12 protein-coding genes are annotated in these 15,717 nt (G+C 68.0%); 7 read left to right on the forward strand and 5 right to left on the reverse strand.

Going from position 1 to position 15,717, the window contains the following annotated elements; genetic code table 11:
* Positions 1 to 33 precede the first annotated feature (33 nt).
* Both QM748_RS02905 and QM748_RS02910 read left to right on the forward strand, forming a co-directional pair.
* The gene (locus QM748_RS02905) at positions 34 to 1,206 is read left to right on the forward strand and encodes a M20 aminoacylase family protein (RefSeq protein WP_415245564.1); all 1,173 of its coding nucleotides are present in this window, start codon (positions 34 to 36) and stop codon (positions 1,204 to 1,206) included.
* 17 nt (positions 1,207 to 1,223) lie between these two features.
* Positions 1,224 to 3,719 carry an ABC transporter permease gene (locus tag QM748_RS02910; protein ID WP_415245565.1) on the forward strand — a complete coding sequence of 832 codons (2,496 nt, stop codon included), beginning with the start codon at positions 1,224 to 1,226 and terminating at the stop codon, positions 3,717 to 3,719.
* Positions 3,720 to 3,740: 21 nt separating this feature from the next.
* On the opposite strand, the gene QM748_RS02915 is transcribed toward QM748_RS02910, so the two are convergent.
* Positions 3,741 to 4,517 carry a ferredoxin--NADP reductase gene (locus tag QM748_RS02915; RefSeq protein WP_415245566.1) on the reverse strand — a complete coding sequence of 259 codons (777 nt, stop codon included), beginning with the start codon at positions 4,515 to 4,517 and terminating at the stop codon, positions 3,741 to 3,743.
* Between the two features lie 110 nt (positions 4,518 to 4,627).
* Between QM748_RS02915 and QM748_RS02920 the strand changes: the two genes are divergently transcribed.
* The 3 genes from QM748_RS02920 to purT all read left to right on the forward strand — a co-directional run bounded on the left by QM748_RS02920 (position 4,628) and on the right by purT (position 7,477).
* Positions 4,628 to 5,818 carry a DNA recombination protein RmuC gene (locus QM748_RS02920; RefSeq protein WP_415248005.1) on the forward strand — a complete coding sequence of 397 codons (1,191 nt, stop codon included), beginning with the start codon at positions 4,628 to 4,630 and terminating at the stop codon, positions 5,816 to 5,818.
* A 75-nt stretch (positions 5,819 to 5,893) separates the two neighbouring features.
* Positions 5,894 to 6,181 carry a hypothetical protein gene (locus tag QM748_RS02925; protein WP_415245567.1) on the forward strand — a complete coding sequence of 96 codons (288 nt, stop codon included), beginning with the start codon at positions 5,894 to 5,896 and terminating at the stop codon, positions 6,179 to 6,181.
* A 96-nt stretch (positions 6,182 to 6,277) separates the two neighbouring features.
* A complete protein-coding gene (gene purT, locus QM748_RS02930; RefSeq protein ID WP_415245568.1) occupies positions 6,278 to 7,477 on the forward strand; it encodes a formate-dependent phosphoribosylglycinamide formyltransferase in 1,200 nt (399 codons plus the stop codon).
* 30 nt (positions 7,478 to 7,507) lie between these two features.
* Here the strand turns inward: purT and QM748_RS02935 are convergent, their stop codons facing one another.
* The 3 genes from QM748_RS02935 to moaA form a co-directional block, all read right to left on the reverse strand.
* Positions 7,508 to 9,343 carry a diguanylate cyclase domain-containing protein gene (locus tag QM748_RS02935; RefSeq protein WP_415245569.1) on the reverse strand — a complete coding sequence of 612 codons (1,836 nt, stop codon included), beginning with the start codon at positions 9,341 to 9,343 and terminating at the stop codon, positions 7,508 to 7,510.
* 130 nt (positions 9,344 to 9,473) lie between these two features.
* Positions 9,474 to 10,628 carry a GTP cyclohydrolase II gene (locus QM748_RS02940; RefSeq protein WP_415245570.1) on the reverse strand — a complete coding sequence of 385 codons (1,155 nt, stop codon included), beginning with the start codon at positions 10,626 to 10,628 and terminating at the stop codon, positions 9,474 to 9,476.
* Positions 10,629 to 10,811: 183 nt separating this feature from the next.
* Positions 10,812 to 11,900: a GTP 3',8-cyclase MoaA gene (gene moaA / locus QM748_RS02945; protein ID WP_415245571.1), complete on the reverse strand. Its 1,089-nt coding sequence runs from the start codon at positions 11,898 to 11,900 to the stop codon at positions 10,812 to 10,814.
* A gap of 147 nt (positions 11,901 to 12,047) precedes the next feature.
* Between moaA and QM748_RS02950 the strand changes: the two genes are divergently transcribed.
* Together QM748_RS02950 and QM748_RS02955 are read left to right on the forward strand one after the other, a co-directional pair.
* Positions 12,048 to 14,489 (forward strand): Lon protease family protein, encoded by a 2,442-nt coding sequence (locus tag QM748_RS02950; RefSeq protein ID WP_415245572.1) that lies wholly within the window; start codon positions 12,048 to 12,050, stop codon positions 14,487 to 14,489.
* Positions 14,490 to 14,505: 16 nt separating this feature from the next.
* Positions 14,506 to 14,982, forward strand: a complete 477-nt coding sequence (locus QM748_RS02955; RefSeq protein WP_415245573.1) for a GNAT family N-acetyltransferase — start codon at positions 14,506 to 14,508, stop codon at positions 14,980 to 14,982.
* Between the two features lie 4 nt (positions 14,983 to 14,986).
* Here the strand turns inward: QM748_RS02955 and QM748_RS02960 are convergent, their stop codons facing one another.
* Complete coding sequence (locus QM748_RS02960) at positions 14,987 to 15,682, reverse strand: 2'-5' RNA ligase family protein (protein WP_415245574.1); 696 nt, start codon at positions 15,680 to 15,682, stop codon at positions 14,987 to 14,989.
* Positions 15,683 to 15,717: the final 35 nt, after the last annotated feature.

Here is a 15,717-nt window from a genome sequence, read left to right on the forward strand (position 1 = left end):
TCTCCCCCCAATGGAATTCCCCACGGTGCAGCCATGAGCCTCATCGAATCCGTCCGTCCCCTGCACGGCAAACTCACCGCCATCCGGCGCGACATCCACGCCCATCCCGAGCTCGCCTTCGAGGAACACCGCACCGCCGAACTCGTCGCCCGCCATCTCGAGGCGCTCGGCATCGAGACCCATCGCGGCATCGGCGGCACCGGCGTGGTCGGTGTCGTGCGCGGCGGCCGCGGCCTGCGTGCGATCGGCCTGCGCGCCGACATGGATGCGCTGCCGATCACCGAGCGCAACAGCTTCGCGCACAAGTTGACCATCCAGGGCTGCATGCATGCCTGCGGCCACGACGGCCACACCACGATGCTGCTCGGCGCCGCCGAGGCGCTGGCGACGCGCAAGGATTTCGACGGCACGGTGTATCTGATCTTCCAGCCCGCCGAGGAAGGCGAAGGCGGCGCGCCGGCGATGATCGTCAACGGCCTGTTCGACCGCTTCCCGATGGAAGCCGTGTTCGGCATGCACAACTGGCCGGGCATGGAGGCGGGCAGCTTCGCCATCCACAGTGGCGCGGTGATGGCCAGCGCCGACCGCTTCGACATCCGCTTCACCGGCGTCGGCGCCCATGCGGCGATGCCCCACCTGGGCGTGGACCCGGTGGTGGCCGGCGCGGCCTTCGTGCAGGCTGCGCAGACCCTGGTCAGCCGCACGCTCGACCCGATCGATGCCGGCGTGGTGTCGGTGACGCAGTTCCATGCCGGCGAGGCCTACAACGTCATTCCCGACCGCGCCGAGCTGTGCGGTACGGTGCGCACCTTCGCTCCTGAAGTGCGCGACCGTCTGGAGCGCGGCCTGCGCCAGATCGCCGAGGGCATCGCCGCCAGCCACGGTGTGCAGCTCGAATTCGAATACCGGCGCGGCTATCCGCCGACGATCAACACCGCCGACGAGGCCGCGCTGTGCGCCGAGGCGGCGCGTGCGGTGGCCGGCCCGGAGCGGGTGTTTACCGACCCCCGCCCGAGCATGGGTGCCGAAGACTTCGCCTATTTCCTGCAGGAGAAGCCCGGCGCCTACGTCTGGGTCGGCAACGGGCCGGGCGAAGGCGGCTGCATGCTGCACAACCCCAACTACGACTTCAACGACGAGGTGCTGCCGACCGGCGTCGCCTATTGGTGCCAGTTGGTGCGGACCCTGCTGTCGGCAGCACGCTGACGCCGACGGAGGAGCGGATGAAGACGCTGCGCCTGGCTTTCCGCATGATGCTGCGCGACCTGCGTGCGGGCGAGCTGCACCTGCTCGGGCTGGCGATCGTCATCGCCGTGGCCAGCCTGACCAGCGTGGGCTTCCTGGCCGACCGCGTCGGCCGCGCGCTGGACCGCGAGGCCAATCAACTGCTGGGCGGCGACCTGCTGTTGAGCGCCGACCGGCCGTGGCCGGCGGAGGTCGCTGGCGGAGCCCGGCAACGCGGTTTGCAGACTGCCGAAACGGTGTTGTTCACCAGCATGGCGAGCACCGAAGAGGCGGCGGTGCTGACCGGCGTCAAGGTCGTCGAGGACGGCTACCCGCTGCGTGGCGCGATCCGCATCGCAGTCGGCCCCAACCAGCCGGACGAAGTTGCCGGGCGCGTGCCGGCGCCGGGTGAAGTCTGGCTGGACGAACGCCTGTTCGCCGAGCTGGGAGTCGCGGTCGGCGATCGGGTCGGCCTCGGCGAAGTCGAATTCCGCGTCGGCGCGATGGTGACGTTCGAGTCCGACCGTGGCGCCAACTTCTTCAGCCTGCTGCCGCGCGCGATCTTCAATCTGAAGGATCTGGATGCCACCGGCCTGCTGGTCGAAGGCAGCCGCGCCACCTGGCGCCTGCATATCGCCGGCGGGCCGCAGGCGGTCGAAGCCTACGAGCAGTGGACACAGGGCAGTCTGGGCCGCGGCCAGCGCGTCGAGACGGTGGAAAACGCCCGCCCCGAAGTCCGTGCCGCACTCGACCAGGCGCAGCGCTTCCTGCGCCTCGCCGCGCTGCTGGCGGTGATTCTCGCTGCGGTCGCGGTGGGCCTGTCGGCACGGCGCTTCATGGCCCGCCACCTCGACGGCTGCGCGGTGATGCGGGTGCTGGGCGCCAGCCAGGCCCAGGTGCTGGGCGTGGTCGTCGGCGAATTCTTGCTGTTCGGCCTCGCCGCCGCAGTGGCTGGCACCGCGCTGGGTTGGATGGTGCAATGGGGGCTGGCCGGCGGTTTGCGCGAGATCCTCGCCACCGAGCTGCCGGCGCCTTCGCTGCTGCCGCTGGCGCACGGCGTGGTGGTCGGCATGGTGCTGCTGGCCGGCTTCGTACTGCCGCAGCTGCTGCGCCTGGGCAAGGTCAGCACCCTGCGCGTGCTGCGGCGCGAGTTCGACCTGGCGGAGCCGCTGTCGGGCACGGCCTGGGCGCTGGGGCTGGCCGCGCTGCTCGGCCTTATCTTCTGGATCGCGGCCGATGCCCGGCTGGGGGCGATGGTGGCCGCTGGCTTCGCGGTGGCGCTGGGCGTATTCGCGCTTGCCGCCTGGTGGGTGCTGAAGCTGGCGGGCAGCCTGAAGGGGCAGGGCAGCCTGCGCGGCGGCGGCTGGCGTTACGGCATCGCCGCGCTGGGCCGGCGCATGGGCGGCAGCGTGATCCAGGCTGCGGCGCTCGGCCTGGGCATGACGGCGCTGCTGCTGCTGACCCTGGTGCGGGCCGACCTGCTCGACAACTGGCGCGCGATGGCGTCGCCGGATGCGCCCAACCGCTTCGTCATCAACATCCAGCCCGACCAGCGCGCCGGCGTGGCGGCGCTGTTCGCCGAGGCAGGGATGCCGGTACCCGACATCCAGCCGATGATCCGCGGCCGCATGGTGGCGATCAATGGCGAGCCGATCGCGCCCGAAAGCTACGAGGACGAGCGCACCCGCCGCCTGGCCGAGCGCGAGTTCAACCTGTCCTATTCCGCCCGCTTGCCCGGCGGCAACGAAGTGCAGGCCGGCAACTGGCACGGCGGCGAGCGTACGCCGCAATTGTCGGTGGAGGCGGGGCTGGCGCAGACCTTCGGCCTGAAGCTGGGCGACCGCGTGAGCTTCGAGATCGCCGGCGAGCGCGTCGAGGCGCCGATCACCAGCGTGCGCAAGCTCGACTGGGACTCGATGCGGGTGAATTTCTTCTTCATCGCGTCGGAAGGGCTGCTGGAGGACTACCCCGCCAGCCTGATCACCAGCTTCAATCTGCCGGCGGCGAACCATGATTTCACCACCCGGCTGGTCAACGCTTTCCCCAACCTGTCGGTGATCGACGTCGCTGCGGTGCTGGCGCAGGTGCAGGCGATGACCGACAAGCTGATCGTCATCGTGCAGTTCGTGTTCGGCTTTGCGGTGCTGGCCGGCCTGGTGGTGCTGTATGCGGCGCTGCAGGCTACCCACGACGAGCGCGAGTATGAACTGGCGATGCTGCGCACGCTGGGCGCGCGCAACCGTCAGGTGCGGCAGGCGCTGCTGGCGGAGTTTCTCGTGCTCGGCGGCGTGGCGGGTGTGCTGGCCGGCATCGGCGCCAGCGCGATCGGCTGGGTGCTGGCCGAGCAGGTGTTCAAGATGAGCTACGTGCCGGCGCTGCTGCCGGTGGTGGTGGCGGTGCTGCTGGGTGCGGCGGGTGTCGTCGCCGGCGGCTGGCTGGGCACCCGCCGGCTGTTGTCGCGGCCGCCGCTGGCCAGCCTGCGTGCGCTGGCCTGAGGCGGCTTCATCGGCGTGGGCTCATTTCTCGACGAAGGCGTGCTCGATCACGTAGTCGCCCGGCTGGCCGATGCGCGGCGACACCTGGAAGCCGCGGCGGTCGAGCAGGTCGCGGGAGTCCTTCAGCATCGCCGCGCTGCCGCAGATCATCACGCGGTCCACCGCGGGGTCCAGCGGCGGCAGGCCGATATCTTCGAACAGCTTGCCGTCTTCGATCAGCGTCGTCAGGCGGCCCTGGTTGCGGAAGGGTTCGCGGGTGACCGTGGGGTAGTAGATCAGTTTTTCGCTGATCGCCTCGCCGAGGAATTCGTGCTGGGGCAGTTCGTGGGTGATGTAGTGGTTGTAGGCGAGTTCGCTGACGTAGCGCACGCCGTGGATCAGCACGACCTTGTCGAAGTGGTCGTAGACGTCGAGGTCGCGGATCACGCTCATGAAGGGCGCCAGGCCGGTGCCGGTGGAGAACAGGTAGAGGTGCTTGCCGGGCTTCAGGTCGTGCAGCACCAGGGTGCCGGTCGGCTTGCGCGAAACCAGCAGGCTGTCGCCCGGCTGCAGGTGCTGCAGGCGCGAGGTCAGCGGGCCGTCCTGCACCTTGATGCTGAGGAATTCGAGGTTTTCCTCGTAGTTGGGGCTGGCGATCGAGTAGGCCCGCATCAGCGGCTTCCCGTCCACTTCCAGGCCGATCATCACGAATTGGCCGTTCTCGAACCGCAGTGCGCGGTCGCGTGTGGTAGTGAAGGAGAACAGGGTGTCGTTCCAGTGATGGACCGAGAGGACTTTTTCAGTGATGAAGGCTGCCATGACGTGAGCGGGGACCTTGAGGTGAAAACGCGATTCTACAATGCGGCGGGCAGCGCTGCTGCCGGCGATAGGCCGCATTGTTCGGTAGAGTATTGGCCGATATGCCGATGATGAATGAAACCGAGCTGCTGCTGGCGGCGCTGGCTGCAGTCGCGCTGCTGCTGGTGTGGGTGCTGGTGCGCCTGCACGGCATCGAACGGGACGTGCCGCGGCGGGCGGTGGAATATCTGGAAGATGCGGTGGAACAGCAGCTCGGCGCCCAGCACCGCGAGATCCTGCGCGACCTGCACGAGGGCCTGGCACGCCAGACCGACCGCATCGGCGAGCATGCGCGTGCCGACCGGGATCTGCTGCAGCGCGGGCTGACTGCCGCGTCGATGCAGCTGTCGCGCGGCATGCAGGCGCTGACGCAAAGCGTGGACGGGCGCCTGGATACCTTGTCCGGCCAGGTCAACCAGCGTCTCGATGAGGGTTTCCGCAAGACCAACGAGACTTTTGCCAGCGTGATGGCGAGGCTGGCGACGATCGACGAGGCGCAGAAGAAGATCGACGGCCTCACCACCAACGTCGTCAGCCTGCAGGAACTGCTCGGCGACAAGCGTGCGCGCGGCGCCTTCGGCGAAGTGCAGCTCGAAGCCCTGGTGCGCAACATGCTGCCGCCCGACGCCTTCTCCTTCCAGCAGGTGCTGCCGAACGGCACGCGCGTCGATTGCCTGCTGAGCCTGCCGGAGCCGACCGGCTGCATCGCCGTCGATGCCAAGTTCCCGCTGGAGAACTACCACCGCATGTTCGATGCCGCCGGACCGGTCGAGCGGGATGCCGCGCAGCGCGCCTTCCGCATCGACCTCCGACGCCACGTCGATGCCATCGCCGGCAAGTACATCCTGCCCGGCACCACGTCGGATGGCGCGGTGATGTTCCTGCCGGCCGAGGCGGTGTTCGCCGAAGTCCATGCCTATCACCCCGAGATCATCGCCCATGCCCAGCTCAGGCGGGTCTGGATCGTGTCGCCGACCACGCTGATGGCAGTCCTGAACACCGCCCGCGCAGTGCTCAAGGACGTCGAGACGCGCAAGCAGATCCACGTCATCCAGGATGCGCTGGGCAAGCTGGCGAAGGACTTCCAGCGCTTCGACGAACGCATGGCGGCGCTGGCGCGCCACATCGAGCAGGCCAGCCGCGACGTGCAGGACGTGCAGACTTCCAGCCGCAAGATCAGCGCGCATTTCCACAAGATCGAGTCGGCGCGTCTCGACGAACTGGAACCCGAGCCCGGCGAGGCGGTCAGTCCCCGCACTTGATCCCTGACAGGTACAGGGCTTGCCTGCATGCCTAGACTGGAATCCTCCGTCCTTTGCCTTGCGAGACCGACGCCCATGTCCAAATTCGTGCCGATGCTGTTCCTGATGGGCTTGTTCTTCTTCATGTGGCTGCTGCTGTATGCGCACCAGCGCCAGGAGAAGCAGAAGCGCGCCCTGCCGCTGCGCGAGGATTTCCTCGCTGCGCACGGCCGCAGCGAACCGGCCTGCCATGCCTGCGGCAAGACCGAGCTGAAGGACGATGGGCTCGGCTCCGGCAAGGATCTGCGCCGCGTCGTCTCCTGCACCGCGTGCAACACCTTGCTCTACCGCTATGAACGGCCGGCGGAGGCGGAAGCGGATTGAACCGCAGCGGCCGGGCCCACGGCCACCGCCGCAGCACTCGTATTACCATGCGCACTCCGCGGTCGAATCGCGATTCCGCTTTCAAGGAGTGATTGCATGAAGCTGGGTACCCCTTTGTCGTCCGGCGCGCTGCGCGTGATGCTGCTCGGCGCCGGCGAGCTGGGCAAGGAAGTCGCCATTGCGCTGCAGCGCCTCGGCGTCGAGGTGATCGCGGTCGACCGCTATGCCGATGCGCCGGCCCATCAGGTGGCGCATCGCGCCCACGTGATGCCGATGACCGATGGCGCCGCGCTGCGCGCCCTGGTCGAGGCCGAGCGCCCGCACCTGATCGTGCCCGAGATCGAGGCCATCGCCACCGACATGCTGGGCGAGATCGAGGCCGCCGGCCTGGCCGAAGTCATCCCCACCGCGCGTGCCGCGCGGCTGACGATGAACCGCGAAGGCATCCGCCGCCTTGCCGCCGAGGAACTGGGCCTGCCCACTTCACCCTACCGCTTTGCCGATTCGCTCGAAGCGCTGCAGGCCGCCATCGACGGCGGCATCGGCTATCCCTGCATCGTCAAGCCGGTGATGTCCTCGTCGGGCAAGGGCCAATCGACGTTGCGCGGACCGGACGACGTGGCCAAGGCCTGGGATTACGCCGCAGCCGGCGGACGGGTGAACCAGGGCAGGGTGATCGTCGAGGGCTTCGTCGATTTCGACTACGAGATCACGCTGCTGACGGTGCGCGCACGCGATCCGGACGGCGTGGTCAGGACGCATTTCTGCGAGCCGATCGGCCACCGGCAGGTGGCCGGCGACTACGTCGAGTCCTGGCAGCCGCAGCCGATGAGCGCGGCGGCGCTGGCCGAGTCGCGCCGCATCGCCGAGGCAGTGACGGGCAATCTCGGCGGCCGCGGCCTGTTCGGTGTCGAACTCTTCGTCAAGGGTGACCAGGTGTGGTTCTCGGAAGTCAGCCCGCGGCCGCACGATACCGGCCTGGTCACGCTGTGCTCGCAGCGCTTCTCCGAGTTCGAACTGCACGCCCGCGCCATCCTCGGCCTGCCGGTGGATACCGCGCTGCGCGAGCCGGGCGCATCGGCGGTGATCTACGGCGGCATGGACGCGGCCGGCATCGCCTTCGAGGGCGTCGCCGAGGCGCTGGCGGTGCCGCGCAGCGATCTGCGCCTGTTCGGCAAACCCGAAGCCTTCGTCAAGCGCCGCATGGGCGTGGCGGTCGCCAATGGCGTTGATGTGACCGAGGCGCGCGAGCGCGCCACGCTGGCAGCGGGCAAGGTCAGGCCGGTCGAAGGCTGAGCGCAGGCAGGCAACGGGCCGGAACCGTGTTCAGGGCTGCGCAGGCTGGCTGCCCGGCGCCGAGGTGAACTGGTTCCGGCCGGCGTTCTTGGCGGCATACATTGCCGTGTCGGCCAGGTTCAGCAGGATGGCGATGTCGGTGCCATGCACCGGATACACGGCAGCGCCGACACTGGCCGAAACACGGATGACGGTGCTGCTGGCCTCGTTGGCTGCCAGGTCGAATGGCGTGGCCAGTGCCGTGATGATCTTCCGTGCCACGGCTTCGCAGTCCTCGGCCTTGCCCAGCGAGGCCAGCACGACACCGAATTCGTCGCCGCCGAAGCGTGCCACGGTATCCTCGGCGCGGACGCAGTTCTGCAGGCGCCGGCCGACTTCACACAGCAGCTGGTCGCCAGTCGCATGGCCGAGCCTGTCGTTGACCCCCTTGAAGCCATCCAGGTCGATGTACAGGATGCCGGCAAGTCCGCCGTGGCGGCGCGCCGATTCCAGCACCTGGTCGAAGCGGTCCATGAACATCAGGCGGTTGGGCAGGCCGGTCAGCGGATCGTGCAAGGCCGCATGCGAGAGCCGCTCTTCGAGTTCCTTGCGGGCCGTGATGTCCTGTGTCACCGCGACAAGGAATCGGGCCTGGCCGTTGACGTCGGTGACTGCGCTGAGGGCTTCGCAGACCCACAGGATGGAGCCATCCTTGCGCCGGTAGGTTTTCTCGATTTCGGGGAAGAACGCCGATAGCGGCGCCGACAGGCGTTGCTGCAGTTGCATGCGGACGCGTTCTTCATCGTGCCTGTCGCCCAGTTCGAAGATCGTCCGCGCGCGCAGTTCCTCCTCGCTGTAGCCGAGCATCAGGCAGAGTTTTTCGTTCGCACCGATGATGCGGCCATCCGGGGCGATGTGGGCAATGCCCATCGCTGCCTGGTGGAAGGTGGCCCGGAACAGGGCTTCGCTGGCCTGCACGGCGCTGACGGCCGTGCGCTGGCGTGCCAGCATCAGGATGAGCAGGCTGGCAAACAGCAACAGTGCCAGTGAAATACTGCCCGCCATCAACAGGTAACGTCCCTCCCGTTGCCGGGCTGCTGCGAGTTCATCCTCGTACGAGGTACCCACGGCCACCATCAGCGGGTAGCCCGCCAAGGTCCTGTAGCTGACGATGCGCGCCACGCCATCGAGGGCCTGGCCATCGTCCACGAAGCCGCCCTCGGGCTCCGTCTGGCGGCGGCTGAACCAGGCGAAGGGTGCGGCATCCTGGGCGGACTCGTTCCTGCCGCCGATTTTTCTGCTCAGCACCGCGCCGTCGAGCTTGCCCAGTTCCAGCAAGCCTTGCTGCCCGAGGTCGGCCTGTTCGTAGAAGTTGGTGAATTCGGCTGGCCGCACCGACATCACGACGACGCCGCCAAAGCTGCCGTCCGGCAGCGCGATGCGCATCGACATCGGAATCTGCCAATGCCCGGAGACTCGGCCGAGCACCGGTTGGCTGATGAACAGCGTGTCTGCGCCCGGTTCGCGCTGGGCGAAGAAGAATTCGCGGTCGGCGTAGTTGATGACGCTGCTTGCGCGCAGGCTGGTGCTGCTGAGGATGTCGCCATTTTCGCCCACCACGCTGACGATGCTGAACGCAGCTTCGCGGATGGTTCGCTGGTTGGCCAGTTGGCGCAGATCGACGGCGCGGCCCTGCTGCATGTAGAGGTCGCGCACGAAGACGGCGATCTGCTCGGCAGTCTTCAGCGTGCGGAAGACTTGCTGCTCGAAGGCGATCGCCAGGTTGGTGTTCGACTTCATCGCCGCAGCGACGGCCTGATCGCGCTCGAAGGCGATGCGCTGGAAGGTGATCAGCCACAGCGCTGCGACGGCGAGGAGACAAGCCACTGCGATCACGGCATTCAGCAGCCTGATGCGGCATCTGTACGAGAGGCCGCCTGCTGGCGGAGGTTCACCGTCGTCGCAGCCGGGCGGCCGGGTGGATGTCATCGTGCTCGCCTTTGGCGATCGGTTGGCTTCAGTTGCGCGCGGCGGCCTCGGGAGCAGGCAGGCTCTCGGGCTGCAGCGACGGCTCGTCCTGCTCGTCGAGCAGTTCGTGCAGCCAGTGCCCGTGCCGTGCGGCCTTGGTCGCCAGGTAGCGCTGGTTCTGCTGCGTGACTTCGCCGTAGATCGCCTGCCGCGCGGCGACCTTGATGCCGGCGCGCTGCAGAGCTTCCACCTTGCTGGGGTTGTTGGTCAACAGCAGGATGCGCGAGACGCCGAGCTGTTCCAGCATTTCGTGGGCGACGCGGAAGTTGCGCTCGTCCTTCGAGAAGCCGATGGTCTGGTCGGCGTCGATGGTGTCCAGGCCTTCGTCCTGCAGGCCGTAGGCGCGCAGCTTGTTGGCCAGGCCGATGCCGCGCCCTTCCTGCGACAGGTAGAGCAGCACGCCGCCGCCCTGCGCGTTGATCGCCGCCACGCCGCGGCGCAGCTGTTCGCCGCAGTCGCAGCGCAGGCTGCCGAACAGGTCGCCGGTGAGGCAGGACGAGTGCAGGCGCACCGGCACGTCCTCGGGCCAACTGGCCGGGTCGCCGATGACGACGGCGACGTGTTCATGGACGCCGTCGGCCTCGCGGAACAGCACGAAGCGGCTTTGCTCGGCTTCGGCCAGCGGCACGCGGGCCTCGCTGATGCGGTTCAGCGCAGCGGGACCGCCGACGCCCAGCTGCAGCGCGGTATCGGCATCGACCACCAGCAGGTTGCCGTTCGCCACCTCGGCTTCCACCTGCGCGGCCTGCGCTGCGGCAACGTCGCAGGCGATGGCGGCGGGCACCAGCAGCGCATGCGACAGCAGGCGGACGGCCGCGCGGTCGGCCTTGCCGGCCGGCGCATGGTGAGCGCCTTCGGGCAGGCGGGCATCGCGTTTGCTGGCCAGTTCGTGCAGGCCCTTGCTGTCGGGCAGCGGAGACAGCGAGACGGCGGCCGGCTGTTCTGTGTCGCCGAAGCCCAGCGCTGCCATGCGGTGGCTGGACAGCACCAGGCGGGGCTGGCTGGCGCCGAGCGCCTGCAGTTTGGCCAGCGCCTTGTCGTCCAGGCCTTCGACGGCCTGGATCAGGGTGGTGCTGCCGTTGTCGCGCACCAGGATGGGGAGGCCGCGTCGCAGGTCGAAGATGGCGCGTTCGGCTTGGCGCATCGGTTGTTCTCCGGTCGGGTATCAGGTTCGTTATCAGGCGTGTGCGCTCGAGGGCCGCTGGTTGGCGTCGAGAGCGGGCCGATTCCAGATTGGGGCGGATTCGCATTTTGCAATGCCTGCGAGTCCGCGGCCTTGATCAATCCGGCTTTCGCGGCATTTCGGATGAGAGTGCGGAGCCATGTTTCAGCCGCCGATGTAGGACATCTCGATCTTGCGCAGTGCCGCGGTCTCGGCGGTGCGGATCTCGGAATAGCGGTCTTCGCGCTGCTGCCACACGTGGGCGATCGCAGCGTCGAGGCGGGCGTCCAGTTGGGCATCGCCCGCATTCGCACGCAGCAGGCTGCGCAGGTCGTGGCCTTGCTGGGCGAACAGACAGGTGTAGAGCTTGCCTTCGGTCGATAAACGGATGCGGGTACAGGACGAGCAGAAGGCCTGCGTCACCGACGAGATCACGCCGATCTCTCCGGCACCGTCCTTGTAGCGCCAGCGCTGGGCGACTTCGCCCACGTAGTTGGCCGACACCGGCTCCAGCGGATGAAGGCGGTCGATGCGGGCGACGACTTCGCGAGAGGGCAGGACTTCGTCCATCTTCCAGCCGTTGGAGGCGCCGACGTCCATGAACTCGATGAAGCGCAGGATGTGGCCGCTGTGGCGGAAATGCGCCGCCATCGCCTCGATGTCGCCGTCGTTGGTGCCGCGCTTGACCACCATGTTGACCTTGATCGGGCCAAGGCCGGCATCACTGGCCGCGGCGATGCCTTCCAGCACCTTCTCCACCGGATAGTCGGCGTCGTTCATGCGGCGGAACAGGGCGTCGTCGAGCGCGTCCAGGCTGACCGTGACGCGGTTCAGGCCGGCATCCCTGAGGCGGCGGGCCATCTTCGGCAGCAGCACGCCGTTGGTCGTCAGCGTCACTTCGACGCCGTCGAGCCGGGCGAGCATTTCGATGAGGTTTTCCAGGTGCTTGCGCAGCAGCGGCTCGCCGCCAGTGATGCGGATCTTGCGCACGCCGCGGGCGACGAACAGCCGTGCCACGCGCAGGATTTCCTCGAAGCTGAGCAGTTCGCGCCGCGGCAGGAAAGCGTAGTCGTCGTCGAACACTTCGCGCGGCATGCAGTAGATGCAGCGGAAGTTGCAGCGGTCGGTGACCGAGATGCGCAGGTCGTGCATGCTGCGCCCGAGGCGGTCGAGCACGGCGCCGGCAGCGGGGGCCGCTGCCGTCTTGCCGGACGGCATGGGGACTGCGGCATCGTGGATGGGGATGACTTTCATGTGCGGCTGCTGTTCGGAGTGTGCGGATTATCGGCAGTGGCGCAGTGCGGCGCAAGGAAGGCAGCCAGGGAGCGCTGCCGGGGCTGACGCGGGCCACGGTGTATCATTCGGCTCCGGATCGAATCCGGCTTCTGGAGAACGACAACGATGGCCGAACCCGTGGCCCTGCCGGCATCGGCACTGCGTACCTATTGCGACCCCGCCTGCTTCACCTTCGACACCACTGAATCCCTCGACGATCCGTCCGGCGGCCACGCCGGCGACCTCGGCCAGGCGCGCGCCGTCGAGGCGATCAGGTTCGGCCTGGCCATGGGCCACAGCGGCTACCACGTCTTCGTGCTGGGCGAGCCGGGCAGCGGCAAGCACGCCACCACCTTCCGCCTGCTGCGCGAGCGCGCGGCGACCGAGCCGGTGCCGCCGGACCTGTGCTACCTGCACAACTTCGACGAGGCGCTGAAGCCCAGGCTGCTCGCGTTGCCGGCCGGCCGCGGCGCCACGCTGCGCAGCCACATGCAGACCTTCATCCGCGAACTCGGCCCCGCGCTGGGCGCGGCGCTCGACAGCGAGGCCCACAGCGAGCGCGTCGAGGCGCTGCAGAATGCCCACAAGGCGCGCGAGGACGGCGCGCTGCGCGAGCTCGGCGAAGCCTGCGGCGCGGAGTCGATCTCGCTGCTGCAGACGCCGGAAGGTTTCGTCTTCGCGCCCACGCGCGAAGGCGAGGTGATGTCGCCCGAAGCGTTCGAGGCGCTGCCCGAGGAGGAACGCAAGGCCATCGAGGCGCGCGTCACCGCCTGGAGCGAGAAGCTCGAAGACCTGCTCAACGATTTTCCCGGCTGGCGCAAGGCGGTGCGCGAATCGATCGAGCGCGCCGAAGCCGAAGTGCTGGGGCCGGCGGTGTCGCACCTGCTGCGCGATGTGCGCGAAGCCCACGCCGACCTGCCCGAAGTGCTCGCCTTTCTGGATGCGGTGCACAAGGATGTGCTCGACAGCGCGATCCGGGGCACGATGCTCGACGAGATGGACGAGGACGCCACCGAGTCCGAGGAGGCAGCACGTTACCAGCGCTACCAGGTCAAGCTGCTGGTCGATCATTCGGCTTCGCAGGGGGCGCCGGTGGTGTTCGAGAACAACCCCGGCTACGGCAACCTGATCGGCCGCATCGAACACGTCGTGCAGCAGGGCAACCAGGTCACCCATTTCAACCTGATCCGCGCCGGCGCACTGCACCGCGCCAACGGCGGCTACCTGGTGCTCGACGCCGAACGCCTGCTGACCCAGCCTTACGCCTGGGAAGGCCTGAAGCGCTGCCTGCGCGCGGGCGAGATCCGCATCGAGCCGCCGGCCGAGGCCCAGGGCTGGAGCGGCGCGCTGACGCTGGAGCCGGAGGCGGTGCCGAGCGCGCTGAAAGTGGTGCTGATCGGCGACCGCGACATCTACTACCTGCTGATGGACAACGACCCGGAGTTCGCCGACCTGTTCAAGGTCGCGGCCGACTTCGACGACGACCTGCCGCGCACGCCCGACAACGAATGCGAGTACGCCCGGCTGATGGCGCTGCTGGTGCGCAGCGCCAAGCTGCTGCCGGTCAACCGCAGCGGCGTCGCGCGGCTGGTGGAGGAGGGCGCCCGCCTGGCCGAGGACGCCGGCCGGCTGTCGCTGAACACCCGCGCGCTGTCCGACCTGATGCGCGAAGCCGATCATCAGGCCCGCCTGAAGGGCCTGGCCGCGACGGGCCGCGCCGAAGTCGAGGCCGCGCTCGAAGCACGCGCGCGGCGCTGCAACCGCTACCCGTCCCGCGTGCGCGAATCCATCCTCGACGGTACGACGCTGATCTCCACCGACGGCGAGCGCGCCGGCCAGATCAACGGCCTGGTGGTGGTCGAGCTGGCCGGCGAGCGCTTCGGCCATCCGGTGCGGATCACCGCGACGGTGCGCATGGGCGAGGGCGACGTGGTCAACATCGAGCGCGAGACCGAACTGGGCGGCGCCATCCACTCCAAGGGCGTGCTGATCCTGTCGGCCTTCCTCGCCGCACGCTACGCCCGCCACCAGCCGATGTCGCTGTCGGCGAGCCTGGTGTTCGAGCAGTCATATGCGCCGGTCGAAGGCGATTCGGCGTCGCTGGCCGAACTGTGCGCGCTGCTGTCGGCGCTGACGCAGATCCCGATCCAGCAGCGTTTCGCCATCACCGGTTCGGTGAACCAGTTCGGCGAAGTGCAGGTGATCGGCGGCGTCAACGAGAAGATCGAAGGCTTCTACGACCTGTGCATGGCGCGCGGGCTGGACGGCAGCCACGGCGTCGTCATCCCCGCGGCCAGCGTGCGCCATCTGATGCTGCGCGAGGACGTGGTGCAGGCGGCGGCGCAAGGCCTGTTCCACATCCATGCGGTGAAGACGGTCGATGAGGCGATGAGCGTGCTGACCGGCGTGGAAGCGGGCGAACCCGACGCCAAGGGCGTGATCCCCAAGGGCACGCTGAACCACAAGGTTGCCGCCGTGCTGGCCGAGATGACTGCGGCACGCCATGCGCATGCCGATGCCGAGGGGGCGGTGGGTTCGCGGCAGCACCGTCGGCGGCACAGCGTCTGATACCCGGGAAACGAGCGTGCAGATCACCGAGTGCAACGAAACACATCTGGAGGTGCTGGCCGGGCTGTTCAACGACTATCGGATTTTCTACGAGCAGCCCGATGACCTTCCGGCCGCGCGCGCCTTCATCCGGCAGAACCTCGTGGAGCAGCGCTCGCGGCTTTTTCTGCTGGTGGACGATCGCGGTGAACCCCTGGCCTTTTCCCAGTTGTATCCGGCGGTCTGCTCACTGGCGATGCGGCCCTATTACTACCTGTCCGATCTGTATGTGAGGGAGCCGTTCAGGAAGAAGGGGTATGCAAGGTACCTGATGAATCACCTCACGGATGTGTTCGCCAGAGAGGGCGCGCAGCGCCTGACGCTCGATACGGCGACGACCAACAGGATCGCGCAGAGTCTGTACGAGTCCCTGGGCTACGAGCGTGAAGAGGTCTACATCACCTATCACCAGTTGCTTGGATCAGCGGCCGAGCGCGCTGAATCTGGTAGGTGATGTGTCAGGGCAGGGGAAAGGGCAGCAGCTCCGTACAGTCCGCTGCAGGTATGCAGCGGCTGCTGACGAAATCGTAGTCGGCGATGCGGCTCAGTCTGCCGCCGATTTCCCCGCTGGCGTAGCCGAACAGGCTGATGCGGGTGATGCGCAGCCGCAAAGCGTCGCCTGCCGAGAAAGCCGCCAGCCGGGCATGGACGGCATCCAGCGGCCAGGCGCCGCCGTACAGGCCGACGGTGACGTGCGGGCGGTAATCGCCGTGGGCCAGCATCTGCGGGGCATGGCTCAGGCAGGAACGCAGGCGCTCGATGTGTCCGTTGTCGTCATGGACGGCGAGATAGGGCGCGGAGCTGAAGCCGTCGAGTGCGCCGATTTCGATGTCGAAGGCTTCGGGCCGCAGGCCGTTCAGCGCCTCGATCTGCTTGTGCAGCAGTTCGGGGCCGAAATCGTCCTCGTGCACCGGCGCCGGGCTGGGAAAGCCGCACAGGCCGACGGTGACGTGCGGCTGGCGCAGGTAGCCGTCGAGCAGAAGTCCGGACAGATGTTGCTGGGTCGCAGCCACGCGCTGGCGCACCGGCGTCACATCGACGTCCAGCGCCCATAGAAGGTAATAGGGGCGGCCCAGGTGCCATTCGCTGAAATCACGGCGGACGTTGCGGACCGTAGTGTTCGAGGTCGGCGGCAGGTCGTGGGAGAAGGGCATGGGGGGGAGCCGCTGAACAAACAGGTAGGAGCGGC

The sequence above is a fragment of the Thauera sp. genome (assembly GCF_047601425.1).
In the GTDB taxonomy this organism is placed as follows: domain Bacteria; phylum Pseudomonadota; class Gammaproteobacteria; order Burkholderiales; family Rhodocyclaceae; genus Thauera.

Excerpts from the sequence above, each read along its gene's own strand:
- QM748_RS02905 (WP_415245564.1), top strand. The coding sequence starts at position 34 with ATGAGCCTCATCGAATCCGTCCGTCCCCTGCACGGCAAACTCACCGCC.
- QM748_RS02910 (WP_415245565.1), top strand. The coding sequence starts at position 1,224 with ATGAAGACGCTGCGCCTGGCTTTCCGCATGATGCTGCGCGACCTGCGT.
- QM748_RS02915 (WP_415245566.1), bottom strand. The coding sequence starts at position 4,517 with ATGGCAGCCTTCATCACTGAAAAAGTCCTCTCGGTCCATCACTGGAAC.
- QM748_RS02920 (WP_415248005.1), top strand. The coding sequence starts at position 4,628 with ATGAATGAAACCGAGCTGCTGCTGGCGGCGCTGGCTGCAGTCGCGCTG.
- QM748_RS02925 (WP_415245567.1), top strand. The coding sequence starts at position 5,894 with ATGTCCAAATTCGTGCCGATGCTGTTCCTGATGGGCTTGTTCTTCTTC.
- purT (WP_415245568.1), top strand. The coding sequence starts at position 6,278 with ATGAAGCTGGGTACCCCTTTGTCGTCCGGCGCGCTGCGCGTGATGCTG.
- QM748_RS02940 (WP_415245570.1), bottom strand. The coding sequence starts at position 10,628 with ATGCGCCAAGCCGAACGCGCCATCTTCGACCTGCGACGCGGCCTCCCC.
- moaA (WP_415245571.1), bottom strand. The coding sequence starts at position 11,900 with ATGAAAGTCATCCCCATCCACGATGCCGCAGTCCCCATGCCGTCCGGC.
- QM748_RS02950 (WP_415245572.1), top strand. The coding sequence starts at position 12,048 with ATGGCCGAACCCGTGGCCCTGCCGGCATCGGCACTGCGTACCTATTGC.
- QM748_RS02960 (WP_415245574.1), bottom strand. The coding sequence starts at position 15,682 with ATGCCCTTCTCCCACGACCTGCCGCCGACCTCGAACACTACGGTCCGC.